Origin of the sequence: Vibrio sp. 10N.247.311.47 (genome assembly GCF_041467535.1) — a bacterium.
GTDB classification, from domain to species: domain Bacteria; phylum Pseudomonadota; class Gammaproteobacteria; order Enterobacterales; family Vibrionaceae; genus Vibrio; species Vibrio crassostreae_C.
The window spans coordinates 45500-70561 of the sequence record NZ_JBFSUR010000017.1 but is presented as its reverse complement, the minus strand read 5'-3'; the positions used below and the strand labels follow the sequence as shown (position 1 = coordinate 70561).

Below are 25062 nucleotides of genomic sequence, written 5' to 3'. Positions count from 1 at the left end.
AAGCACTTCTCAATAAAATATAACTAACCCAATGATTAATATAAAAATGACATCATAGATTCCTATTAGTTAACCATCATACACTAAACTGCACAAAGGATATTACCAAATAGCTTCAGTGAACGTAATGACCCGTTCACTGTATAAAAAAACAGCCCCATATCACCTTTCAGCAAAAGCGGCTAGACCTGAAGGTATTAATGTGTAAGATCGCTGTTTGGATAAAATCTCCAATTCAGCAAGGTAAGCGCATTGAACATCGAATCTACGACACTGAAATTCTCCGGACATCAAACTTTCCCTATTCGTTACGGGTGGATTTACAAGATTATTCAAGAAGTTGTAAAAGGTGAATCCCTTTCTAGTAAATCGAACATAGAGCAGCAAATGCAATCGATGGGCGTAGGTAAGAACATGGTACTGTCTGTTCGACACTGGATCCGTGCGCTCAACTTGGTGATTTGTATCGATAACAAAGAACAGATTTATCAATTGACACCGCTTGCTGAGCGCTTGTTTACGGACAAATACGAGCATACTGCGTATGATGAATACCTCGATAAAATAGGCACAACTTGGCTCCTACATTGGTTGTTGCAATCTATCGAGCCTACTAAAGCTGAACTTAACGCTTCTAGATTTTTCTTTAATTATTTCAATGGAATAAAAGTAAAGAAAGAGTCCTTATCGACAGAAATCAAAGACGCACTGGCGAATCATGAAAAAGAACTCACAGAAGCAACGCTGAATAAAGACATTGATTGTCTTTTACAAATGTATGCACACAAATCGTTACAGACCAACAAAATCAACGAAGACAGCTTTGCCTCTCCGTTTACCGAACTCGGCCTATTAAAACAAGAGGACGCTAAAAGCTACATTGCGGAGCTTACTCGACGTCCATCTTTGCCCGTCGAAATTTTCACCTATGCACTGATTGATTACATGCAGAAAAAACATAAAGGTAGCAAGGTCAACACCTTATCTTTTGACGCATTGTTAAATGACATAGGCTCCCCAGGCCGAATATTCCGCCTATCTTCCGTAGGGTTGAGTGACAAATTGGATCAAGTCGAAACACTCACTGACGGCAAAATTGCTTGGACCGATACTCAGGGCTTAAGACAAGTGCAGCACTCTTTTGACAGCATCGATTGCATAGACCCAAGCCAGTACCTTAAACACTACTACCAACCAGAGGAAAAATAAGCGTGACTCTCAGTAAACAATACTCTATCGCTACACGCCACCAACGTTCAACCCGTATCGATAGTGACTTGAGCGCCGACTTCTTTCCTGGCTTGGTTTATCACGGGACAGCACAAGCTTCCTTAGAAACACTCTTTCGCCAGTACGGCCAAACAGGACAAAGCGCTTACACATTAACAGGAGCTTACGGGTCCGGTAAATCGACGGTAGCGCTGCTCATGGCAGGTCTATTGCATGCTGACTCAAGTATCCGTAGTGCTGCAATCAACTCCATTAATGCAGAGTCACAATCACTATTAAAAGAGAGCACACCATATCAGAAGGGATGGCTACAAATACGTGCCGTAGGAGGCGTCAATGGCCCTATCGAATCTTTTTGGAGTGCCACGTTGAGAGCACTTGAGGAGCACCCTAAGACGCATAAGACCAAAGTGCTTAACAAGTACCGTAAAGCCAGTGTTGAGAGTGATAGCGAACTGATTAGCTCATGGAAGGCTCTCTTTGATGATGTCGCGCCTTATGTTGATGGTGTATTGATCATTGCCGATGAGATGGGGAAAAGCTTAGAGTTCATTAACCGAAGCGGGGGGGATTTACACTTATTCCAAGACATTGCTGAAGAGCTCTCTCGCATTGATACTCCTGTCATTTTCTTAGGCTTGCTACATCAAGCATTCAGTGAGTATGCAAAAGAGCGCGGCACTAAACTACAAGATGAATGGGCCAAAATTCAAGGCCGTTACAGCGACATTCTGTACAATGTGTCGACCGATGAAACAGTCGCGCTGATCAGTAACTCGATCAAAACAACATCACCACACCGTAGTGGTGATGATCTCGTTCAACGCGTACTCTCAGCTCTTGAAGACAAACAACAGCGTAAAGAGTTGCTACTCACGCGCCTAGAGCAATGTGTTCCACTTCACCCATTAACAGCATTACTACTAGGGCCTATCGCCAAGAGGCGCTTTAGTCAAAACGAACGCAGTACATTCAGCTTTTTAAACTCGTACGAGCAATTCAGCTTCCAACTTTTCTTACAACAAACGAGTAACCAAAACGCTCGATACGATCTTAGCCATCTGTGGGATTATCTTGAAGCTAACATGGAACACGCAATATTGGGCTCTCCTGATGGACATGGATGGGCAACAGCGGCGGATGCGATAAGAAAAGCGCTCAAACAAGATTTTTCACCACAATGCATCGCATTGCTTAAAGCTATCTCATTAATTACCCTGTTTGGTAAATCAGCTAACCTAACAGCGACGGAAACCATACTCCTTACCGCAACGGAGATTACCGATAAAAAGCAGCTAAAAGGATGCTTACAGCGGCTCAAAGAAGCCTCATGCATAGTCTTTAGAAAGTACTTATCTTCTTGGGTCGTATTTGAAGGCTCCGATCTCGATATTGCAGGCTTAGTAGAAGAGAAAATAGAACAACTGCATAACAGCCACGAAGCTATTGAGCGCATTAACTTTAGTTCTCAAGTAATTGCAAAAGGCCACTATCATGAATTTGGTACATTGAGATGGGCTGCTCAAACCGTAGCGATGCAACTCAACTATATCGATATGCCGACCCTTATTCGATCTCGGAGTGGCGAGTTTGCAAACTTCTTGTTATTGCTAAAAGAAGAACCAGAAGATCGCCTACTTGAGCTGACACGCAATGATAAGTCATTGATGATCGCATGTGCACCTAATGCAAATGAAATCATCGCTCTAGCTAATGAAAAGTACGCACTGGAGCTCATCAAAAGTGACAAGACCACTGGCGCAGCGCTGACGCACGACAAGGTCGCTAGGGAAGAACATAGAGCACGCTCGTTTAACGCTCAATCGGCTTTAGACGGGGCATTGACTACCGCCTTCAGTAACTCGCGATGGATACACAATGGCATGGTCTATGGTAAAGAAACGATGAGTGAAATCGCCACTTTTGCCGCTGACAGCATATTCCATCAAGCCCCTAGAATTCTTAATGAGCTAGTTAACCGTAACAAACTCTCTGGTACGGCGGTTTCCGCTTTGAAAAAACTACTGGAAGCGATGCTTGATGCAGAAGATCGAGAGGGTTTGGGTATTAAAGGGTTTCCACCGGAGAAATCAATGTATATCAGCTGCTTAAAAAATACTAACATTCACTCAGCTGAAGGTGAAAAAGGGCAGCATTGGTTTAGAGATAACCTAGATAAAAAATTAAATGCAGTATTCGCCGCTGCGGAAAAACGCCTAAAAGATCGCAAGGGCAACGAGGTCGACTTATCTGAAATCGCGGAGCTTTGGGCAAACGCGCCTTTTGGTTTAACAAAAGGTGTCATCCCGATCTACTTGCTCGCGTTTTTGAAATCGATGGGTGAACAAATCGCCTTTTACGAAAAAGATATGTCTGGTGAATTTGCCTTTATTACAGAACCAGATAGTGAATATGTCCACAAACTGATCAAGAATCCGGGCGATCTCGCCGTTAAATACATTGTTTTGGCGAAAGATGAGAAAGAATGGTTGCAGCATCTCGCGATTTTCGCGGCGTCTGAAACTAACCGTGATGTATCCAATAACATCCTTTCTGTCGCGACGCCATTAGTAACGACTATGCACAACCTTCCACACTGGGTAAAAAACGCGCACCATATTTTCCCAGACAATGACGAGCGCAATAGAACCTATTTGAGGATCCGAGATCTATTTTTACAAGCCAATGACCCGCATACACTACTCATCAAAGACTTACGCAAAGAGTTAATCGCCTTTGGTGTTGATGAGTTTGCGAGTCAAATCGATGTGTTAGAGGACTGCTTTAAGACATTGAGACAAAAGCACGAGCAGATGCTTGCCGCGATTAAAATCAAGGTGAAAACCATTTTCCCCGAAAGTGGCGAAGAGCTTGTGGATATGTGCCAATATGTCGAGCAAAACTCCGGCGACTTGCGCTTAAAGGCGTTCGCACGCGAACTCGCGAAAAGTGACACAGGATTGTTACAATGGCTGGAAAGCATCATTCAGATCGTCATCGGACGCGGAAAACAGAACTGGAACGAAGGTATCCTTCAGACTGCGTCAAACAAAATCAGTGATTACGCCCAAGATTTTTTGAGTGTAGTGAAATCCCAACGTAATAGCAGCGGTGCAGCCTCCCCATCCAGTAAAACAAAGCTGGTCTCCCTCGTTTTAGAAGGGGATGACGGCAAGCTGACATCGTTCAAACGAGAAATCAGAGCAATAGAAACAGAAGAGCTGAAAAGTACCATAATTACGATTGAACGCCAGCTCTCAGGGCTCGATGATTTCCATAAAATCAATCTATTACAACAACTACTAAGAAAATCGCTCGAAGCGCAAAGTTAACGCACGCAGGTATTATTAATGAGTGATAAACGTAAGGTAAAACATGTCCTTGGCTTATCAGGAGGTAAGGACAGTGCTGCTCTTGCAGTGTACATGGCTAGAAACTATCCTGAACTCGATATCGAGTATTTCTTTACTGATACTGGCAAAGAACTACCCGAGGTGTATGAATACCTAGAACAACTTGAAATTGTACTGGGTAAACCAATTTTGCACATCAATGACAAGAAAGGGTTCGATTATTGGTTAGAGCAACACAATAATTTTCTACCCGCTGGTCAGCAACGGTGGTGTACGATTCGCATGAAACTCGAGCCCTTTGAAAAATGGATTCGACCTTTTCTTAATGATGGCTATGAAGTCATCTCTTATGTCGGTATTCGCGCAGATGAACCCTGGCGAGACGGTTACCGTCCGAATGAAAACCAAAAGTACCTCACTATTAAAATGCCATTTGCAGAAGACGGCATAAAGAAACAGGGAGTACTCGACATTCTTGATAGTGCCGGATTGGGTTTACCCAAGTACTACGACTGGCGCTCTCGTTCAGGCTGTACGTTCTGCTTCTTCCAACGCAAGATTGAATGGGTTCGCCTACGTGAAGAGCACCCAGAAGCCTTTGAAGAAGCAAAGTCTTATGAGAAAAGAGCGGAAACCAGTGCCAATGGTGAAACCTTCTTTTGGATGGGCCCTAATGAACCATTAGAAACGCTCGAAGATCCCGAGCGCATCAAACAAATCAAAGAAAACCATGAGAAGGTAAAGGCTCGGTTCGAAAAGAAAAAGCAACGTGAGAGAAAACGCCGCTTAGGTATGCATGCAATGGTCGATGAAAGCATGCTCATCGACACGCTAGACATGGACGCAATGTACGATCTTGAAGAGGGTGGTGGCGCCTGTATAACTTGCTACAAATAAGTGAAGACTGCAATAAAAAAGGCGCTTTGTACAACATACAAAGCGCCTTATAAGATTATGGTAGGTACGTGAAGCTTAGACGCGTAAGCTCAACAAACGAGACTTCAAAGAGCTTTCCAGCTCGTTAAAACGATCAGACAAAGCAGCTTCAATATCCTCTATCGTGGAACTAGTAGAGATACGTTTAAACGAACCACCGATCAGAAGCGAATTCATCACAATATTGTTTTGTGGAATATCAGCAAAATAACGCGAGGGGTCCATTGAGCTAATCACATTATTCGCCGCACCAGAAATCAGTACCCGGTTTAATGGACTGTTTAAAATGTGGTTAGGGTCTTGGCGGATATCCTCGGTTTTTTGGCCCAGTCCCTTTACAGATCCCAGAGGGATAATGTGGTGGTCATTCAAACCATCTGACGCATTCGCCGGCCACAACACAACGTCATCCTGCTCGTTCTTTCTGAATGCATTGAGTGGCTTAGTTTCTGTTGCATGTAAGTCATAACTTGGCGACACACTCAAAACGTATTGTAAAATCAGGTTATGAATTCCTTCTTTCGGGTACTCATTTAAACGCTGCATCAACAGGTCTTTAGATGCAAACTTGTCATCTTGGAAAATCTGCGTTTCTCGATCCAAGATTACCTGTCCCTCTCCGTTAGCAACCCAGTTGTACAACTGATTAATATCATCAATCACTACTGCACTTTGATCGTAAAGGTAACGACCAGAGAACGCACTCGTCCAATACCAGAACTCGACTTTTTTATGCACCGCAGAATCATTCCAAAAACGCTCTTCCGCGAAAATGAAAGCGATAGGCTGAATCATTAGCTTATAGTGCAACTTGTTAGAGTTATGAACACCACAGCGAATCAATAGGAACGAATATGCGCGCTGTACTGCTAAAGTTGCAGTTTCAATATACTTGCGGATAATTTCAGTATCTAGACTCAGTAACGTTTTTGAACTGGTATCTTTTTTCTTCACTTCAAAATCGTTGCCCGCTTCAAGCTCAATTTCACGGCGAGCTAATGCAGTACAGATAGCGAGAATCGCCTTAGAAAGGTAACCAGAAGGTAAACCATCAGACAAACTGTCTAGCTCATTGAGATACAGACCACCGGATGCACCACTCGCGTGCTGAAGCGAAGAACAAAGAGTAACAGGTTTAATAAACATTGAACGAATGATAGAGCTGAGTGAGTATGTAGACGTATCCCCAGCAACGCTCTTTGCAACTTTAGCTGATACCAAGTCAAAGTCATCAAGCTTCATGCCACCATCGTTCAAGTGGCAGAAAATAGGAATAGCTCGGCGAATATCGTTGGTCACGAGACTATTGAGTTTATAGTCATCAAAAATATCACGAATTAAGTAGTTAGAAACATTATTCTTCCACTCACTTTTACAAGTGATGAAGATTTTTTCGATTTCTTCTGAGTAGACAATACTATTTTCTTCACACTCTTCAATGGAGTCAATACCATCAAAAAGCTGTGCTGTATCGTAATGTTCTTTAATGAAGGAAAAATCGTCTTCGTATTTGTCACGGATTGCCTGCATGTTGATTTCAGCAATCCCCTCTAAGATACGGTTTACTACGATCGACTTGGTACCAATCATAAACAAAGGAATCATGCCATATTCGACACAGTCGTTGACAAATTGAGTGATGACCTGTGGTTTAGTCTTACCCGTCTCGATGGCTTTAATTTGGTTGTATGGAGAAAACCATTTAGACACACCTTTACTGTTGCGCTCATTGAACGTTTCACAGTTAAAAATATCGACGATATCATTTGGCTCAAAGTGATCAAGGCCATCTTTATCAAACACGACCTTAGTAGCATTGAAAACATCAGTAACGTTTTCATTCGCCTTACCAACAACCGGCACGCGAATAAACCAACGAACTTTCATCGGATTGGCTTTTTTCGAAATGAATTCGGACAGTTCAGCTTGGTCAGAGAACTGAGAGAAGTCAAACACATCATTAAATGCATTGTACAGTGTAGTTGTTCTCTGCTGCCCATCGAGCAAATATTCGCAGGGATCAGCACTAGCTAAAGTGTGTTGAACCGTTTCCCCAATTTTACGCAAAGCAAAATCGTTTGACTGCCCTTCTAAAATCAAGGAACTGCCAACCGGAAACTTAAGTAGAATCGATGCAAGTAAGCTTTGCTGTTTTGCCGTTCCCCATTTGTAATCCCGCTGGAAGTCAGGCAATAACAAAGTTTGATCGTTAATTTTCTTAAACGTATCACTGAGAGAGCGTTCCATAACCAACCTTAAAATTCATTTTTAGCCAACACTTTTTGTGGTTATTTTCTATCACACAATCTACATATTTACCATTGATAATGAGAAATATCACATAAATACAATCACTTCAGGCCTAACTTATTCTCGCAACATTTCAATTCCGTGAGCATATCGAGCTCTATCATTGGATGAATACTTCTCAGGCAACAGTACAACCCTACACCCACACAAAGCCTATGAGTAGCGCGCACGAAGAGAAAGTAGTAGTACATAACGGGGTATGAAGCCCAATGAAACGTACACGCTTAATTCTCGAAGTTATTCCTATTTAAATTCAAAACTAGGGGATGTTGTTATAGCCTTTACCTAAAATAGTCACTTCACTGCGCATTAAAGCTTCCCATACTTTTCTTTATATTCTAGTAGTAACTCAGATGCATTCTCGTATCTGACTCTCATATCATCATACATGCTGTACAAGGCGTTAATGTGTGATAGTAAGGCAGATACGTCATCACCTTTAGCCGACTTACTCAACTGTGATATAGCCTTCTGCTGCTTCTTATTCTGCTCTGTTAGCTTCTTATTTTTATAGGATAAATCTCTATTATCCCATTGTTTTTTTTGAACTTGCCCCGCAGTGTCAATTTTTGCCAATAGTTTAGGATAGTTATTGGCAATGTTAGAGCGTTGGCAGCCTAGATATCTCGCGATGGCATTAGCATTTATTTTTCTATCTTCACTGATAAAAAGGGCTAAAGCCTGCTCGATTTTTTCCTCTGATACTTTACCCATTATAAACCTCTTTTGTTCCATTACCTTCTATATCAGATATAGCCTTATCAGCTGATGCTAGCGTCCTTTTCAAGACACTTAAGAAGGTTTGGTATCTATCAGCTAAGCCAGCATCCATGATTCGGCTAATGCCTCGCTCGGCGCTGTTTTTGGTTGCCGTCCAAAATGGTAAGTGCCTTCTAGTCGCAAAATATGTATAACAATAAATACAGCTATCAGGAACGGCCACATTGTGCATTTTACAGCTAGAACCTGCTGCACAATAACCATGAGGTAAACCAAGGATTCCATCACTGTTTTTTGTCGCCAAGGCAATTAGCTCTTGAATACTCTCTATATGTTCGTGATGGTCTGTCGAGAATATAATTCCTGATTGTCCTTTGTTTAATTTATTGACGATGTTTTTCAGCCGTTTGCCACCGCCGCCACCTATTTCACCTTTTATAGCGCTTTCAACAATATCGGTAATTACTTCCTCTGTTAAAAGAGCATCAAATCCCTCGATAATATTTTTTAAATCATCAATCGCCTCAAAACCACGTTGAGCATAAACAAATGTGACCATCTCGCTCATATGCTTAAACTGTTGGGATATATGATGGATATCGCCTAATTTATTGGCAATAATGAACCACGCAAAACTATGCCTCAACATATGAGGCGTAACTCTGAAAATATCTCCCACTTTATATTCAACTCCTCTCATACCAGAGTTTGCACTTACTGATTTATAGTTGCATTTGTATTTTTTTAAAAACTCAATATCAGACTCTGTTACTTCAACTTCAATTAAATCTAACGCTACAGCAGTCGAGCCTTGCCCAGAAGTATCAGTTTTAATTGGTTTGGTTGGTTTAGGAAACCAGAGGTTTCCTTTTTGTGATGCGTAGTTAAATGCGAAGAGATAATTATTTTCAAGAGCTTCTTCAAATAGCTCCCCGTTCCTTTCACTAATTTTTGAAGGATAGTATTCTAGAATTAGCTTAATTCTATCATAATAGACAGTATTAACGTCACTTAGTAATTTCATAGCGTCATACACTTGTTTACAGGATACCCAATCAAGAACAACATCCTCATTGGTATATTTCCTCAATGTTGACTCAATGAAATATTTCACCTTCCCATTTTCTCTTTTACACTTATGAGCGTTGTTTTTTGTTGCTTTGCCTTCCGATACCCTAAACCCTGTAAGAGCTAGCAACATAGTAAATGCATAAGGAGTTATTCTTCTTATCTTATCCCTTAGCCCCCTATATTCAACAACTTCATCTTTACTCAGCATTCTAGGTAATATACTTAAAACATTCTGGTTCACATTTGGGTTTCTTAGTGCATAAGCTTCAAAATTGACATTAACTTTTTTTCCTAGGGTGATAAACCGCTTTATATCCTTTTTATTTTCAAATAATTTACTACATTCAGAAATTATTTTTTTCTGAATCATCGGTGGAACTAATGGGTGTTTCAGTCGGTTGACAGTATCAGCTTTAGTTCGTTTGGCTTTAGTGTTAGCCTCAATAACTTCCTTTGAAAACTCTTGATTTATGAAGTTCAGCTCAAGCAATACGGTCAAGGAGTCCTTAACCACACCAACTGTTGACGGACCATGCTCCTGCCGATAGTTAATATAAGATGAAACAATATCATTAAACTTCAACTTTGGTAATTCACCTAACTCATGAAATGATTCATAACCTCTGGAGTTAAGATACTTTGAAAGTCTTATCAATTCTTTTATTATTCTTGAAGATGTACTGAACCTTTTTGTGGCACCTCCTAGTTTAGTACCACGCTTAGCTATTAAGATAAAAATCGTTTTTACTTCAAACTCGAATATAGGAAGCGTCTCTATTACGAGTCTTTTTTCAGTTTTATTTGGTCTAAATTTATTACCTTTAAAATTGTAAGCTTCGCCGCTCAACTGTGATTCGTAGACAGTAAAATTAGGTATTTTATTGATTTCTTTCAATGTTAGCCTATTAATTTTATAGCTTCCATCTAGCTCTTGAGACACTAGCTTATCAAACACTTCATCCAATTTATTCATGGCTATTACCTACAATATTAGATAATGGAAATGCAAACTCCCAATCAGGGTGCAGCCCCTTTGTCTCAATTAAAGATCTCGCTTTATTAACAATGTCTGGCTTAGATGCTTCTATGAAAGATATAATGTCATCAACTCTCTTTGACAATATGTCAACGAACTCCCTCTGATTCTCAGGATCTTCATTGTTGACTATAGCTCGCTCCATTGATGATATGACATATTCTTTATATGACAATAACTTCCACATATGGTCTGCGTCTTTCACTACTTTAAAATACTTACACCAAATACAAGCAAGAAAATCGCCGCAATACTTATTGTCTTTATCAACAATTTTAGCATTTAATTTATTAAATCGTTTCACTTCATCGCTATCTGGTTCTGATGAGCAAACTCCTACTGGTGTTTCTTGAGCATTATCAAGTTCATTAATATCATCGATAGCATTTAACTCTTGGCTTATTTCTTTCCCTGAGAAATAGTTAGCCATTATATCGATTCCCCTTGAAAGTGTTTCCTCGCCCTCAGATTTTGATATCACTTTGTAGCTTTTCAGGAAAGTTTGAAAGTTATGAGCAGCCAATTCCTCATATTCTCTCACACTCTTGGCTATATTTTTGTAAATAAAATTTACGCCACCTTTTCTAATTTTTCTTGGGTTATAGTGTATCTTACACCCTAAGTCTGATATTAATTTAGGTATCCTTCTTAAATTACCGGCATCTATCCTTTTTACACCATTCACTTCACATGGCTCTATAAATAAATGATTTTCGACACTGTGTTTTTTCCTGAGTTCAGAAGTTAGGTTATCTCTGACAAATATAATATCTCTTACAACCGACCTTAAGTCTCGGTCTGCAACTGAACTGCTATCAAAGTCATATTGACTTGGCTTATATGAACGCCTATTTTTAATCAAAACCAAGTCATAGTTTTCTTGATTAGTTATAGGGTTAACTCTTTTGGTTAATCTATTTAATGATAAGTCCAATAATGGCTGTTGATTCCAACCTGTCTTTATTTGTATCTTTGCATAATAGAAATATATTTTATCACGTAAAGAAGTATTTTTACATTTTAGTGCTTTCTCTATGTAGAAAGCCAATTCTCTAACTTCTTCCACTGTATAGTGTTTATTACTATTACCAGAAATCTTTTTAATTTTCTCATCTTTAGAGTTTGATATAACATACACATCAGGAACCTCTCCTGCAAACTCGCCAATAATACTCCTAAATGAATTTCTATAGTGCATAATTGTTGTGGAATTTTCGCTTTTATCTTTTACAAGAGATTGAAATATCTCTAAGCAAGTAACACCTACATTGTATTTTCTATCAACAAAGGCTAATAATCCATTATCTTTTATTGCCTTTAATTGTTTACTGGATAACCTTGGCAAGACTTTTTTTAAACCAGCTATAAAATTCTGAAGTTTTGAGTGATAGGTTATTTCAGACATATCAATATGGTCTAGATTTCGCATATATTCTTCATGTTTTACTTTGAAGTCATAGAAAGCCTTTTCTGATAAATATCCTAAGACATCTAGGCTCATAGGTTTAATTTCATTATTTCTTGATATACCGCTAAAATATAACGTATATGGAGAGTCTTTTATAACAAATACATCTTTATTGAAATGATGTTTTAGTATTGACAATCCAAGACGATATAATGACTTTGCTCCAATTAATCTGGCGCGTTCATTGATCCTATCATTGATATCTTCTTTATCTAAATAATTAAGACCTAATCTACATAACTCATTAAATTCATTATCAGGTAGTATCTCTTTTAGCAATGGAAGGCCGATAGAGTCAAAGTCTGAAAAGTAATGCATGACAGTGGTTCTACTTACTCCCTTAAATTCATGTTTTGTAGCTATATCCGCTAATTCATTGAATATTACCCTTGAGTATTTGTAGGTATTTTTTAAAAATACATCTCCTCCTTGTAACTTTAGTGGCACTCTATAATTTGGGTAATCAATACCTAGCGGAGTCAAGACTTCAATCATAGTTTTATGATTAAAATGATCTACATTTCCCTTTAAATCTTCTGACAAATCTATATTTTCATTGAATATCAACAGATTTACATCAGTGAATATTTCTTTATACTTATCACTACTTTTTATGTATTCAATTGCTTCTAATGCACCAATTATACTCAACCTGACAGTCCATTCTTTAACATCATTACTTAGTTTCTTAACTTTCCAATCAACAAGTGCATCAAAGAATTCAATCGACACATGGTAAGCACTGTATAACACTGGGGTATCAACCCCTTCATGTTTAGTTGTTGTAATTAAATCAGCCTGCTTATAAACACCATTAGAGTAATTTATTAAGTTAGTTAGTTGTTTTATTCGTAGCAAAGCTGATTTTTCGTCACTTACATTGTATATGGTATACTCAAGATCGATCCAATCCACCTTATTGATTATAAGTGGATGCAAACCTTTTTCTTTTAACTTCTTGATTTGCTGCTTATTCAAAAGAGGTAAGATGTCAAAAAAACCTTTGATAGAGCCAGCAAGCGTTACTGATAATCCACCATGTTTGTAAACAGAGGAAGTTAAGTCTCTTAGATCTTGAAAAAGCTTTGTTCCAAAAAGTCCATGATTAAAAATGAGATCACTGTGTAATTGAAGTCTGTACTCATTACCTACTAGAGTCTCTGTAGTAACTATTTTAGATGTTGCATAAATACCATGAGAGTAATTTATGATATTTGCTAAAGCCTTTCTTAACCCTACTGCTTTTTTGGGGTTAGAAGCATGAGCAGCATGAATAAGATATTCTAACTCAACCCATACATCTGTTTCTTCTAACAAGAAGCTTACGCCAGAACCTCTCAATACCTTAAGGTTTTCATCGGATAAACAGTCCAAGAGTTCAAAGAAATAATTTATTGTTTGGCGCTTTGTGTCCCTTGATGCTCCCGCAGGTAAAGAAGTTGTGAGTATGCTATCTAATTGCTTCAGTAGCCTAGAATCTTGCAAATGATGCCTTTCAATGATGGCTCCATTCTTCTCGTGAAACTTTTTAACCATGTTTGCTTCACTTATTGTCATCCCTGATCCTCACTTCCTAGTTCTATTACTGAAGCTTCCACTTCTTGACTTAGCTCCTGTTTTTCCCGAGTTAAACGTTCTTCAACATCCTTGTAAATTTCACTAACCCACAGGTCTAACTTCTCATCATATGTAATGCCTCTAGCCACATTAACGTAATGCTGTAATGTGGTATCCCAGTTATTATGACCTAGCAGCTCCATAACCTTCCATTTGATGAAACCTAATGGCATCCCCATAGCGAACATAGCTTTAATTAACCTTGTAGCATATGTGGATCTAGAGCCATGAAAGTGCGGCTCATCAAGGATTAAGTTGCCTTTTTTTCTGAGTTCTGGTCTAGATTTGGAAACAATATTAATAACAGAGCGCTCAGAGATTCTGACCCCACGTTGGTTTATAAATAATGGCTTGCCGTGTGTTTGTTCGTAGGCTAGTGCATCGGAGTGCTCAGGAAGGCTTTCTAAGTAGGATTTGTACTTAGGCATATGCTTGAGTCGTTTTGCAGAATTCTTATGATCAAAAAGACGTGACATCAGTTTCTTGGGAACTAATACGGTTCTTCGCTTGTCATTTTTGCCAATTATCTCAACATCGAATACTGATTTATCAGAGAGTTCAGGATCTACAATTTGTTCATCAGGTAAGCGGGTTATTTCTTTAGCTCTGAGACCCACCTGAAAACCTAAATCAGCCCAGAGGCGTCTTGTCTCAAACTGCATGTATTGAGTTCCGAAAAAAGCCGTCATTTCAGCTAGTGACCAAGGCTGATTGTCTCGTTTCACCTTATCCGATTTGTGTTTCTTTGGTACCCTTAGGTCAGTTGTTTGTACTAGGAGTGGTTTCTTATATGCAGAAATAACTGCATCAGGAGCAAAGAGAAAGTCCAACTCATCATCGTCTTTATCCTTGCCCTTGGATACTGAAACGTACTTGTAATCAAAAGGGATCTTATCAATTCGACCAGTCTTATACATCCATTCGTAAAACTGTTTAACGTGCAAGAGTAAAAGGTTCCCAGTGCTGAACTCTATCTCTCTAGATTTCACTCTATCAATGACATGACTTTTAAATCGGTATGGCGGCAGCCATAGTTTCTGGTCAGCAGAGAAAGTGTTTAGTAGGCCATCGTAAATATCTAAGCTCTCTTCTTCGCAGAAAGTAAAGTATGCTTTGAGTGAAGCTGCTATCTTATCAAGTGTGACCACCTGAACTGTCTCACCATCGCTATCTCTATTCTTGTCCTCTATATCCTTGTAATTAACACGACCTGTGTATTTCTGCTGTAAGAACAAGTTAGCATCAAGACATTCACTCATCATAGAAGTGCTATGCAACACGGGAAACTTAAGTACCACCTCTGGTGCCTGATATTTGATAACTCTCAAATGTTCACCATTCAGCTCTTCTGTCTCTTCATTGAAAGAACCTAATGCGCCTACTTCTAATTCGATAGCCTTCTTAAGAATCATATGGATAACCACTGTTAAGTAACACAAACTAAAGGGTAACACTTTTTGCATTATTTTACAGGTGACACTTTCATAAACTTGATCGAGGTGACGGTGGAGCTCGCTTGCCTTGTTGTTGGCCGATAATATCTTGTAGGTCGCGAAGCACTGAAACATCAGCCTGATGATGTTCCGTTCTATATAGCCCAAGCTGAGCCTGTCCACACATGTCAGCACAAACCTCCAACAAGGTTTGTGCAGATTTATGCGCTCCCTTGCCCACCAGCGCAGCCTGATCACCGTTATGATGTGGGACAACTAAGCATCGCTCGACACTGTCGGCGGCTAACGTCGCAGGCAAAACGCCCTTTACCGAGCGAAGTTCTCCTGACAATGCCAACTCACCGATAAATTCATGTTGAGCTATTTTTGATGTCGGAAGCTGATCTGACGCCACCAAAATCCCAAGCGCGATGGGCAGGTCAAAACGGCCACCTTCTTTGGGCAAATCGGCTGGGGCGAGATTAACCGTGATTCTTTTCGATGGAAACTCAAAGCGAGAATTGATGATCGCGCTTCTCACTCGATCTTTAGATTCCTTGACCGTTGTTTCAGGTAGACCCACCAGCGTGAAGCCAGGCATTCCGTTGCTTATATGCACCTCAACGGTCACTTCTGGCGCCTCTACACCCACACTAGCTCGGCTATGAATTATCGCGAGTCCCATAACTTTCCTTTGTCTTTGATTTAAAAGTATTCGCTCTGGATATTCGTTGCTCACCAAAGCGATAAGGTTGTTATATAGCTTGGTGGAATGGTATTTTAATGTGAAAAAAGAATGACATTTCCCTTGTCATGCGGCAGATTTGTGTGATAACACTAGAGATGTAGACATTTACTGAAGACAATAAACGAGAAAACTCGAATATTATGATTTTTAACGCTCGCATTTACGCACTGATTAACCTGATTATCGTAGTCATTATTAAGACTGCGCGGGGGCGAGTGGGAAGAAAGTAACCACGAATTAGAAAAAACCCCCGCACTGACAAGTCCGGGGGTTTTTTCTAATTTAAACATTCGATTTTTATATTTTTGAGCATTTTCGGCTTTGCCGATTTACAGGAAGAATGGGAGCACAAGATGTGCAGAGACAAAGGAAACAGTTACCAAAATAAAGGTAATACGGGAGAATTCCGATGAAAGGCGCAGAACTAGTCGTATCCGCACTCAAGCAACAAGGAATTGAGACCGTATTTGGTTACCCCGGTGGTGCCATCATGCCAATCTACGATGCACTCTATGACGGCGGGGTTGAACATATCCTATGTCGCCATGAGCAAGGCGCCGCTATGGCCGCGATCGGCATGGCTAGAGCAACACAAGATGTCGCTGTTTGTATGGCAACCTCGGGACCAGGTGCAACCAACCTAGTCACTGGCCTTGCTGATGCCTTTATGGATTCAATCCCATTGGTTGCTATCACAGGTCAGGTTGCAAGTTCCCACATTGGTACCGATGCATTCCAAGAAATGGATGTGATTGGTATGTCTCTGTCATGTACTAAACACAGCTACCTAGTAACTGATATTGAAGAGCTAGCTCCAACCCTCGCTGAAGCGTTTGTGGTAGCAAAGTCTGGCCGCCCTGGCCCGGTTATCGTCGATATCGCTAAAGACGTTCAACTAGCAGAAGCACCTGTTAACGCTCTTCCTGAATTTACTCCACCCGCAATTCCTGTTGCGACAACTGATGCCATTGAACAGGCACAGTACTTTTTGTCTCAAGCGACCCGTCCTGTTTTATACGTAGGTGGTGGTGTTCAACTTGCTAAAGCAACCGATGCGGTTCGTGAGTTTTTACGCCTAAACCCAATGCCAGCAGTAAGCACACTGAAAGGCTTGGGCACTATCGAACGTGACGACCCACACTACCTTGGCATGCTGGGTATGCACGGCACTAAAGCCGCTAACCTTGTGGTTCAAGAGAGTGACCTGTTGATTGTTGTCGGTGCTCGTTTTGATGACCGAGTAACTGGCAAACTCGATACCTTTGCGCCGCATGCTAAGGTTATCCATATCGATATCGATGCCGCTGAGTTCAGCAAACTGCGTCTTGCCAATGCGCCAATTCGCGGTGACATCAACAAGATCATGCCTCAACTAGAGCTAAGCCAAGACATCTCCTCTTGGGTTCATCACTCTGAAGGTCTTCGTAGCTCATTCAAATGGCGTTACGACCACCCTGGTGATCTGATTTTTGCTCCACTGCTGTTGAAGCAACTGTCAGACATGATGCCAGCAAGCTCTATCGTATCGACTGATGTGGGCCAACACCAAATGTGGGCAGCTCAGCACATTCAGCCTCGCGATCCACAGAACTTCATTACCTCTGCCGGTTTAGGCACCATGGGCTTTGGCTTGCCAGCTGCAATGGGTGCTTCGGTTGGGCGTCCTGATGACCAATCTATTCTAATCTCTGGTGATGGCTCGTTCATGATGAACGTGCAAGAGCTTGGCACACTGAAACGCCGCCAAATCCCAGTGAAGATGGTGCTTCTAAACAACTCTCGCTTGGGTATGGTTCGCCAATGGCAATCGTTGTTCTTCGATGGCCGCCACAGTGAAACCATCCTAGATGACAACCCAGACTTCGTGATGCTAGCGAAAGCCTTCGATATCCCGGGTAAAACCATCACGCGCAAAGAAGAAGTAGAGCCAGCACTGAAAGAGATGCTAGAAAGCAAAACCGCTTACCTACTTCATGTTCTTATTGATGAAGAAGAGAACGTATGGCCACTAGTACCGCCAGGTGCTTCAAACAGTGAGATGTTGGAGAACACATAACATGAAAAGATACCTATTAGACATCAAAGCCGATGATAAGCCTGTACTACTAGAGCGTGTTCTTCGTGTTATCCGCCACCGTGGCTTTATTGTTAAGCAAGTCGCGGGCACTCAAAACCACGAAAGTAAAGTGGCGAGTGTAGAGATCATTGTAGACAGTGACCGTCCAATCTCTTTTTTGGTCAATCAAATCGAAAAGCTGTGGGATGTGCGTACCGTTGACGTTATCTCGATCAGCCGTAATGAACTGCCAAACAACAACTTACAACAAAAGATAAACGCATAAGGAACCGCAAACATGACAGCTAAAACAGCAGACTATATTTGGTTTAACGGTGAGATGGTTCCTTGGGCAGAGGCGAACGTTCACGTCCTGACTCACGCAATGCACTACGGTACTTCTGTGTTTGAAGGTGTTCGTTGTTACAACACACCAAAAGGGCCGGTTATCTTCCGTCACCCTGAACATGCTAAGCGCCTAAAAGACTCAGCAAAAATCTATCGCTTCCCTATTCCTTACACTGAGGAAGAAATTATGGAAGCGACTCGCGAAACGCTACGCCAAAATAAGCTAGAGTCAGCGTACATCCGCCCTCTAGGTTTCGTAGGTAACGTTGGTTTGGGTGTCTGCCCGCCAGAAAATACTGAGATGGAACTGATCATCGCTGCTTTCCCTTGGGGGTCTTACCTAGGCGAAGAAGCACTAGAAAACGGCGTTGATGCAATGATTTCTAGCTGGAACCGTGCCGCTCCAAACACGATCCCAACCGCAGCAAAAGCCGGTGGTAACTACCTATCTTCACTATTAGTTGGTGGCGAAGCTCGCCGTCATGGTTACGATGAAGGCATCGCACTGAGTGTTGATGGTTACCTTTCTGAAGGGGCTGGTGAGAACATCTTTGTGGTACGTAACGGCGTGCTATCCACACCACCAGCGACCAGTGCGATTCTGCCGGGTATCACGCGTGATTCGATCATGACACTAGCAAAAGACATGGGTTATGAGATCCGTGAAGAGAACATTGCTCGTGAAGCGCTATACCTTGCCGATGAAGTATTCATGACAGGCACAGCGGCGGAAATCGTTCCGGTTCGCAGCGTAGACAAAATTACAGTAGGTGAAGGCAAACGCGGTCCTATCACTGAAAAAGTTCAAGCGGCTTACTTTGGTCTATTCAATGGAACCACTGAAGATAAGTGGGGCTGGTTAGACTACGTTTACCCAGCAGACCAAACTTCAGAAAACCAAACGCAAACAACTAAGTAAGCAACAGCCAAATATTTTATAAGGATTTAAGCAATGCCAATCTATCGTTCAGCAACGACTACCCACGGACGCAACATGGCTGGTGCGCGCGCTTTATGGCGTGCAACTGGCGTTAAAGATGATGACTTCGGTAAGCCAATCATCGCAGTTGTAAACTCTTTCACTCAATTCGTACCAGGCCACGTTCACCTTAAAGATATGGGTCAATTGGTAGCAGGTGAAATCGAGAAAGCGGGCGGTATCGCTAAAGAATTCAACACCATCGCAGTTGATGATGGTATCGCAATGGGTCACGGTGGCATGCTGTACTCACTGCCATCACGTGAGCTTATCGCAGACTCAGTAGAGTACATGGTGAATGCTCACTGTGCGGATGCGATGGTATGTATCTCTAACTGTGACAAAATCACTCCGGGAATGATGATGGCAGCAATGCGCCTTAACATCCCAGTGATCTTTGTATCAGGCGGCCCAATGGAAGCGGGTAAAACTAAGCTTTCCGATCAAATCATCAAGCTAGACCTTGTTGACGCAATGATCCAAGGTGCCGATCCAACCATTTCTGATGAGCAAAGTGAGCAAGTAGAGCGTTCTGCATGTCCGACATGTGGTTCATGTTCAGGTATGTTCACAGCGAACTCAATGAACTGTCTAACAGAAGCGCTTGGTCTATCTCAGCCAGGTAACGGTTCTATGCTAGCAACCCACGCAGACCGTGAAGAGCTATTCATCAATGCTGGTAAGCGCATCGTTGACCTAACCAAGCGTTACTACGAGCAAGATGACGAATCAGCACTGCCTCGTAACATCGCAAACCGCGCAGCATTTGAAAACGCGATGGCACTGGATATCGCAATGGGCGGTTCTAGTAACACCGTTCTTCACCTATTGGCAGCAGCTCAAGAAGGTGAAGTCGACTTTGATATGGGTGATATCGACGAGATGTCTCGCCGCGTTCCACACCTATGTAAGGTTGCGCCTTCAACACCTAAATACCACATGGAAGACGTTCACCGCGCTGGTGGTGTTATGGCTATCCTAGGTGAACTAGACCGCGCAGGCCTACTGAACAACCAAACTCGCACTGTACTTGGCCTAAGCATGCAAGAGCAGCTAGCTCAATACGACATCATGCAGACAGAAGACGAAGCGGTACTTAAGTTCTTCCGCGCGGGCCCAGCAGGTATTCGTACCACCAAAGCCTTCTCACAAGATTGCCGTTGGGATCGTCTTGATGACGACCGTAAAGAAGGTTGTATCCGTACTAAAGAGAATGCATTCAGCCAAGAAGGTGGCCTAGCCGTACTTTCAGGCAACATCGCCGTTGACGGTTGTATCGTTAAGACAGCAGGTGTTGATGAAGAGAACCTGAAATTCCAAGGTCCTGCTATCGTATTTGAAAGCCAAGACACAGCCGTAGACGGCATCTTAGCGGGTAAAGTAAAAGCAGGCGAAGTGGTTGTTATCCGTTACGAAGGTCCTAAAGGTGGTCCGGGCATGCAAGAAATGCTCTACCCAACTACCTACCTAAAATCTATGGGTCTAGGTAAGTCTTGTGCTCTTCTAACTGACGGACGTTTCTCTGGCGGTACATCCGGTTTGTCTATCGGTCACGCTTCTCCAGAAGCAGCAAGTGGCGGTGTGATTGGTCTAGTAAACACTGGCGATATCATCACTATCGACATCCCTAGCCGTTCGATCACACTTGATGTGCCTGAAGCTGAACTAGAAGCGCGTCGTGTTAAGCAAGACGCACTAGGCTGGAAACCAGAAAACCGTCAGCGTGAAGTTTCATTCGCACTGAAAGCTTACGCAAGCATGGCAACCAGTGCCGACAAAGGCGCCGTGCGTGATAAGTCTAAGCTAGAGGGCTAGTCTATGAGTGATGACACGGTCAGTCCCCAAAAACAAACTGGCGCAGATTATCTGCGTCAGATCCTGAGAGCGCCAGTTTACGAAGCCGCAATCGTGACACCTCTGCAAGAGATGCCTCGCTTAAGTGCTCGCATTGGTAATCAGGTTCAGCTAAAGCGTGAAGACCGTCAGCCGGTCCACTCGTTCAAGCTACGTGGTGCCTACAACATGGTATCAAGCCTTTCAGAGCAACAGAAAGCCGCAGGTGTGATTGCAGCATCGGCAGGTAACCATGCTCAAGGTATGGCGCTGTCTGGCTCTAAGCTGGGCATTCAGACTACGATTGTGATGCCAAAAACCACGCCAGACATCAAGGTTGATGCGGTACGTGGCTTTGGCGGTAACGTGGTTCTGCACGGCAGCAACTTTGATGAAGCCAAGGCAGAAGCCGAGCGTCTTTCTGCTGAACATGGCTTTACCTTTGTGCCGCCTTTCGATCACCCACTGGTGATTGCAGGACAAGGCACGATGGGTATGGAGATGCTGCAGCAGAATGGTCATATGGATTACATCTTTGTGCCGGTTGGTGGTGGTGGCTTAGCTGCGGGTGTTGCTGTATTAGTAAAACAGCTGATGCCAGAGATTAAAGTCATTGCAGTAGAACCAGAAGATTCGTCTTGCTTAAAAGCGGCCCTCGATGCCGGTGAACCTGTGGTACTGGATCAGGTCAGTATGTTTGCTGATGGTGTTGCGGTTAAACGCATTGGTGAAGAGACATTCCGTCTTTGCCAACAGTACATTGACGGTCACATTGCAGTCTCTAGCGATGAGATATGCTCTGCGGTGAAAGACATCTTTGAAGACACTCGTGCGATTGCCGAGCCTTCTGGTGCGCTTGCTCTGGCTGGTTTAAAGAAGTTTGCAGAGCAGAACCAACTGCAAGGCAAACAACTGGCAACTGTACTTTCTGGTGCTAATACCAACTTCCATGGTCTGCGCTATGTGTCTGAACGTTGTGAGCTGGGTGAAAAGCGCGAAGGTCTACTTGCGGTTACTATTCCTGAGCGACAAGGTGCCTTCCTAGAGTTCTGTAATATCATTGGCGGCCGTGCTGTGACTGAGTTTAACTACCGTCATAACGATGACAGCCTAGCGAACATCTTCGTCGGTGTACGTCTCAATGGTGGACAAGAAGAACTCGATCACATCATCAACGACCTGCGTGAAGGTGGCTATCCAGTCGTCGATCTGTCTGATGATGAGATGGCAAAACTGCACATTCGTTACATGATTGGTGGCAAACCATCAAAACCATTGAAAGAGCGCCTATACAGCTTCGAGTTTCCTGAATACCCAGGAGCATTGATTAAGTTCCTTGATACCTTAGGTACCCATTGGAATATCAGCCTGTTCAACTACCGTAACCACGGCGCTGATTACGGCCGTGTATTGTGTGGATTCGAACTGGATGATGATGATTTAGCTCAGTTCTCAACACATCTACGAGAGCTTGGCTATCAGTGTAAAGATGAAACCGATAACCCTTCCTACAAGTTCTTCTTGTCATAAGAGTTAACGACCGAATCAAAAAGAGCGAGTATTTACTCGCTCTTTTTATTGGTGCTGATTCAACTCAAACTTGAAAAGGATCTTCTCGCTAAGATCATTAGACCGCCTTGCGATGATCCAACCAATCTTGGTGAAGTTGTTCACTCGATCCTAGGTATTTCACCATCCACTCGATCAACTTATGGTTATCGTCTTTTCGCCACACCAAACAACAATGACTCTGCGGACTCGGTTCAGGCAGTATTTTTTCCACCAGCAAGCCTTGTTCGATAATTGGCGCGGCAATGTGCCTCGGCATATAACCCACCCCTACTCCATTTTTAAGGCATTCAATTGCGCTATACCAATTGGGTAACAACAGGCGTCTTTGACTTGAGTAGTGGCCTGTGTGTCGCTTAGGGAGCACACTGGAGGTATCATCCAAGCAGATGGCTGGATATTGGCTCACGAACTCTTCATTGAGGTTCTGTTCGCGCACACACGGGTGACTTGGCGACATTACAAATGCCCAATCTAATTGCCCCATGTCTTTGACTTCAAAATCGCCACCAACTGGCACAGCTGAGGTGGCGCCAATCACGATATCCGCCCTGCCCTGTGCAATCGCTTCCCATGAGCCGTTGAAAACCTCCATGTTGATCTGAAGTTCGGCAAACTCAAAGGTTTGATAGAACTCTTCAATCATCGGCTTCATCTTGTCGAGCTTCACCACATTATCGAGCGTCAGACGCAAGGTTTTCTTCCAACCTCGAGCTGCTCGACGAGTCTGGGCACTGACCTCTTCCATTTGCCTCAGTAGTGCACGCGCCTCTTCAATGAACAGTTCACCTGCCGGAGTGAGCTCAACCTTTCTCGGTAAACGCCTGAAAAGCAGCACATCCAGTTCTTGTTCGACCTGTCTGACACCATAACTGATCGCCGAGGGCACTTTGTGCAACTGCTCAGCCGCCGCGGTAAAACTGCCCAAGCGCGCTACCGTATCGAGCATTTCTAAAGAGGATTTAGAGAACATAAGCCTTCAAATTTTTTGATTGATAACCACATATTTTAGCGTTTTATTTTATCAGGTCTGAAAAATAGAATGTCAGCATAAATAAACAGGGGCTTTCACTTCTGTATATCAAACAATTTTTTTGATGATAAAAACATCACTACCTTTAGCTTAATGGCATCTTATGAATATTTCTAAATTTCAATTGGTCTACCTTGCAGTTCTTTCAATGCTTGGCTTTATTGCGACCGATATGTACCTTCCTGCATTTAAGGCAATGGAAGTTGATTTCGCAACCGGCCCAGAGCAGATTGCCCTGTCTTTAACGGTATTCCTTGGCGGTATGGCAATGGGTCAGCTTCTTTGGGGTCTGGCGAGTGACAAGTATGGTCACCGTAATACGCTGGCGGTTGGTCTTGTTATCTTTACTGCAGCTTCATTCGGCTTAGCATTCAGCACCGAGGTATGGCACCTACTGACACTACGATTCATTCAAGCGATCGGCGTATGTGCTCCTGCGGTAATCTGGCAAGCAATGGTTATCAAGCGTTACTCGCAAAGCAGTAGCCAACAAATTTTTGCAACCATCATGCCTTTGGTTGCGCTATCTCCTGCATTAGCACCTCAGCTAGGTGTGTTACTGGCGGATAGCTTTGGCTGGCACAGCATCTTCATCACATTAACCTTGATGGGTGCACTGCTAGTGGCGACAACAATGGCTCAACCAAAAGAAGCGCCTGAAGTAAAACAGACATCGATTAAGACAGACATCAAGATGTTGCTTAAATCAAAGCCTTACATGGGTAATGTCTTAATGTTTGCTTCAGCATCTGCAGCGTTCTTCGCTTACCTAACGGGTATGCCAGAGATCATGGCCCAACTAGGTTATGAAGCAAAAGACATCGGTTTGAGCTTTATCCCACAAACAATCGCGTTCATGGCGGGTGGTTACTTCGGTAAGCAAGCAGTGAAGAAATATGGCGATGGCGTTGTACTAAGAAACCTTATCGGTTTGTTCAGTGTAGCGGCGATGCTTATCTTTATCGCATCACAGTGGGAACTGACGTCAATCTGGCCTCTACTTGCGCCTTTCTGTTTGATTGCTGTCGCAAACGGCGCACTTTACCCAATCGTAGTAAACCGTGCTCTATCAAGCGCTAAACAAAGCCCAGCAACAGCTGCTGGTCTACAAAACAGCCTGCAAATCAGTATCAGTGGCCTATCAAGTGCATTGGTCGCGGCAATGGCTAGCCAAGCACTAAGCGCGACGGGTATTGCCGTTGTGATCTGTTTGGGTGCGTTGTGGGTTGGCTATATTGTTTCGAACAAAGAGCTTTCTGAACACTTCGCGACACCTGACAACTCTCGAGTAGTCGCTGACGAGAAACAAGACTAGTTTCTAA

15 protein-coding genes and 1 pseudogene are annotated in these 25062 nt (G+C 42.6%); 9 read left to right on the top strand and 7 right to left on the bottom strand.

The genetic code is table 11. From position 1 onward, the window contains the following. Positions 1-252 precede the first annotated feature (252 nt). Genes AB6E51_RS12905 through AB6E51_RS12895 form a run of 3 tightly spaced genes read left to right on the top strand, consistent with a single transcriptional unit; the run spans position 253 to position 5480 of the window. Positions 253-1209, top strand: a complete 957-nt coding sequence (locus AB6E51_RS12905; protein ID WP_372139942.1) for a DUF4007 family protein — start codon at positions 253-255, stop codon at positions 1207-1209. 2 nt (positions 1210-1211) lie between these two features. Further along, entirely contained in the window at positions 1212-4562 is a 3351-nt protein-coding gene (locus AB6E51_RS12900) for a hypothetical protein (protein WP_372139940.1), read from the top strand. Between the two features lie 18 nt (positions 4563-4580). After that, complete coding sequence (locus tag AB6E51_RS12895; RefSeq protein ID WP_239917676.1) at positions 4581-5480, top strand: phosphoadenosine phosphosulfate reductase family protein; 900 nt, start codon at positions 4581-4583, stop codon at positions 5478-5480. Positions 5481-5555: 75 nt separating this feature from the next. Here the strand turns inward: AB6E51_RS12895 and AB6E51_RS12890 are convergent, their stop codons facing one another. The 6 genes and pseudogenes from AB6E51_RS12890 to AB6E51_RS12865 all read right to left on the bottom strand — a co-directional run. After that, a complete protein-coding gene (locus tag AB6E51_RS12890; RefSeq protein ID WP_239917677.1) occupies positions 5556-7766 on the bottom strand; it encodes a DUF262 domain-containing protein in 2211 nt (736 codons plus the stop codon). Between the two features lie 372 nt (positions 7767-8138). Further along, on the bottom strand, positions 8139-8543 hold the full coding sequence (locus AB6E51_RS12885; RefSeq protein ID WP_224067512.1) for a hypothetical protein: 405 nt from the start codon (positions 8541-8543) through the stop codon (positions 8139-8141). Further along, positions 8536-10593 (bottom strand): hypothetical protein, encoded by a 2058-nt coding sequence (locus tag AB6E51_RS12880; RefSeq protein WP_372139937.1) that lies wholly within the window; start codon positions 10591-10593, stop codon positions 8536-8538. The genes AB6E51_RS12885 and AB6E51_RS12880 overlap by 8 nt, the downstream gene beginning before the upstream one ends. Next, entirely contained in the window at positions 10586-13681 is a 3096-nt protein-coding gene (locus AB6E51_RS12875) for a hypothetical protein (protein ID WP_372139935.1), read from the bottom strand. The genes AB6E51_RS12880 and AB6E51_RS12875 overlap by 8 nt, the downstream gene beginning before the upstream one ends. Then, positions 13678-15153 (bottom strand): tyrosine-type recombinase/integrase, encoded by a 1476-nt coding sequence (locus AB6E51_RS12870; RefSeq protein WP_372139933.1) that lies wholly within the window; start codon positions 15151-15153, stop codon positions 13678-13680. The genes AB6E51_RS12875 and AB6E51_RS12870 overlap by 4 nt, the downstream gene beginning before the upstream one ends. Before the next feature lie 97 nt (positions 15154-15250). Next, a pseudogene (locus tag AB6E51_RS12865) lies at positions 15251-15859 on the bottom strand (magnesium chelatase domain-containing protein); the annotation flags it as partial. Positions 15860-16331: 472 nt separating this feature from the next. Here AB6E51_RS12865 and ilvG point away from each other — a divergent pair. The 5 genes from ilvG to ilvA are packed head-to-tail and all read left to right on the top strand — an operon-like array spanning position 16332 to position 22668. Then, positions 16332-17978, top strand: a complete 1647-nt coding sequence (ilvG, locus tag AB6E51_RS12860; protein ID WP_017058784.1) for an acetolactate synthase 2 catalytic subunit — start codon at positions 16332-16334, stop codon at positions 17976-17978. Position 17979: 1 nt separating this feature from the next. After that, positions 17980-18264, top strand: coding sequence for an acetolactate synthase 2 small subunit (ilvM, locus tag AB6E51_RS12855; RefSeq protein ID WP_017055442.1), 285 nt, complete (start codon positions 17980-17982; stop codon positions 18262-18264). Between the two features lie 12 nt (positions 18265-18276). Beyond that, positions 18277-19245, top strand: coding sequence for a branched-chain amino acid transaminase (locus AB6E51_RS12850; RefSeq protein ID WP_017063017.1), 969 nt, complete (start codon positions 18277-18279; stop codon positions 19243-19245). 33 nt (positions 19246-19278) lie between these two features. Continuing rightward, on the top strand, positions 19279-21120 hold the full coding sequence (gene ilvD, locus AB6E51_RS12845) for a dihydroxy-acid dehydratase (RefSeq protein WP_017058786.1): 1842 nt from the start codon (positions 19279-19281) through the stop codon (positions 21118-21120). 3 nt (positions 21121-21123) lie between these two features. Then, positions 21124-22668: a threonine ammonia-lyase, biosynthetic gene (gene ilvA, locus AB6E51_RS12840; protein WP_372058958.1), complete on the top strand. Its 1545-nt coding sequence runs from the start codon at positions 21124-21126 to the stop codon at positions 22666-22668. 97 nt (positions 22669-22765) lie between these two features. On the opposite strand, the gene punR is transcribed toward ilvA, so the two are convergent. Continuing rightward, complete coding sequence (gene punR / locus AB6E51_RS12835; protein WP_136974240.1) at positions 22766-23680, bottom strand: DNA-binding transcriptional activator PunR; 915 nt, start codon at positions 23678-23680, stop codon at positions 22766-22768. Positions 23681-23843: 163 nt separating this feature from the next. Between punR and punC the strand changes: the two genes are divergently transcribed. Further along, the gene (gene punC, locus AB6E51_RS12830; protein WP_017063021.1) at positions 23844-25055 is read left to right on the top strand and encodes a purine nucleoside transporter PunC; all 1212 of its coding nucleotides are present in this window, start codon (positions 23844-23846) and stop codon (positions 25053-25055) included. Positions 25056-25062 lie beyond the last annotated feature (7 nt).

Bases quoted from the DNA above. Each gene is read 5' to 3' on its own strand.
- AB6E51_RS12895 (WP_239917676.1), top strand. From the start codon at position 4,581: ATGAGTGATAAACGTAAGGTAAAACATGTCCTTGGCTTATCAGGAGGT.
- AB6E51_RS12890 (WP_239917677.1), bottom strand. From the start codon at position 7,766: ATGGAACGCTCTCTCAGTGATACGTTTAAGAAAATTAACGATCAAACT.
- AB6E51_RS12885 (WP_224067512.1), bottom strand. From the start codon at position 8,543: ATGGGTAAAGTATCAGAGGAAAAAATCGAGCAGGCTTTAGCCCTTTTT.
- AB6E51_RS12880 (WP_372139937.1), bottom strand. From the start codon at position 10,593: ATGAATAAATTGGATGAAGTGTTTGATAAGCTAGTGTCTCAAGAGCTA.
- AB6E51_RS12875 (WP_372139935.1), bottom strand. From the start codon at position 13,681: ATGACAATAAGTGAAGCAAACATGGTTAAAAAGTTTCACGAGAAGAAT.
- AB6E51_RS12870 (WP_372139933.1), bottom strand. From the start codon at position 15,153: ATGATTCTTAAGAAGGCTATCGAATTAGAAGTAGGCGCATTAGGTTCT.
- ilvG (WP_017058784.1), top strand. From the start codon at position 16,332: ATGAAAGGCGCAGAACTAGTCGTATCCGCACTCAAGCAACAAGGAATT.
- ilvM (WP_017055442.1), top strand. From the start codon at position 17,980: ATGAAAAGATACCTATTAGACATCAAAGCCGATGATAAGCCTGTACTA.
- AB6E51_RS12850 (WP_017063017.1), top strand. From the start codon at position 18,277: ATGACAGCTAAAACAGCAGACTATATTTGGTTTAACGGTGAGATGGTT.
- ilvD (WP_017058786.1), top strand. From the start codon at position 19,279: ATGCCAATCTATCGTTCAGCAACGACTACCCACGGACGCAACATGGCT.
- ilvA (WP_372058958.1), top strand. From the start codon at position 21,124: ATGAGTGATGACACGGTCAGTCCCCAAAAACAAACTGGCGCAGATTAT.
- punR (WP_136974240.1), bottom strand. From the start codon at position 23,680: ATGTTCTCTAAATCCTCTTTAGAAATGCTCGATACGGTAGCGCGCTTG.
- punC (WP_017063021.1), top strand. From the start codon at position 23,844: ATGAATATTTCTAAATTTCAATTGGTCTACCTTGCAGTTCTTTCAATG.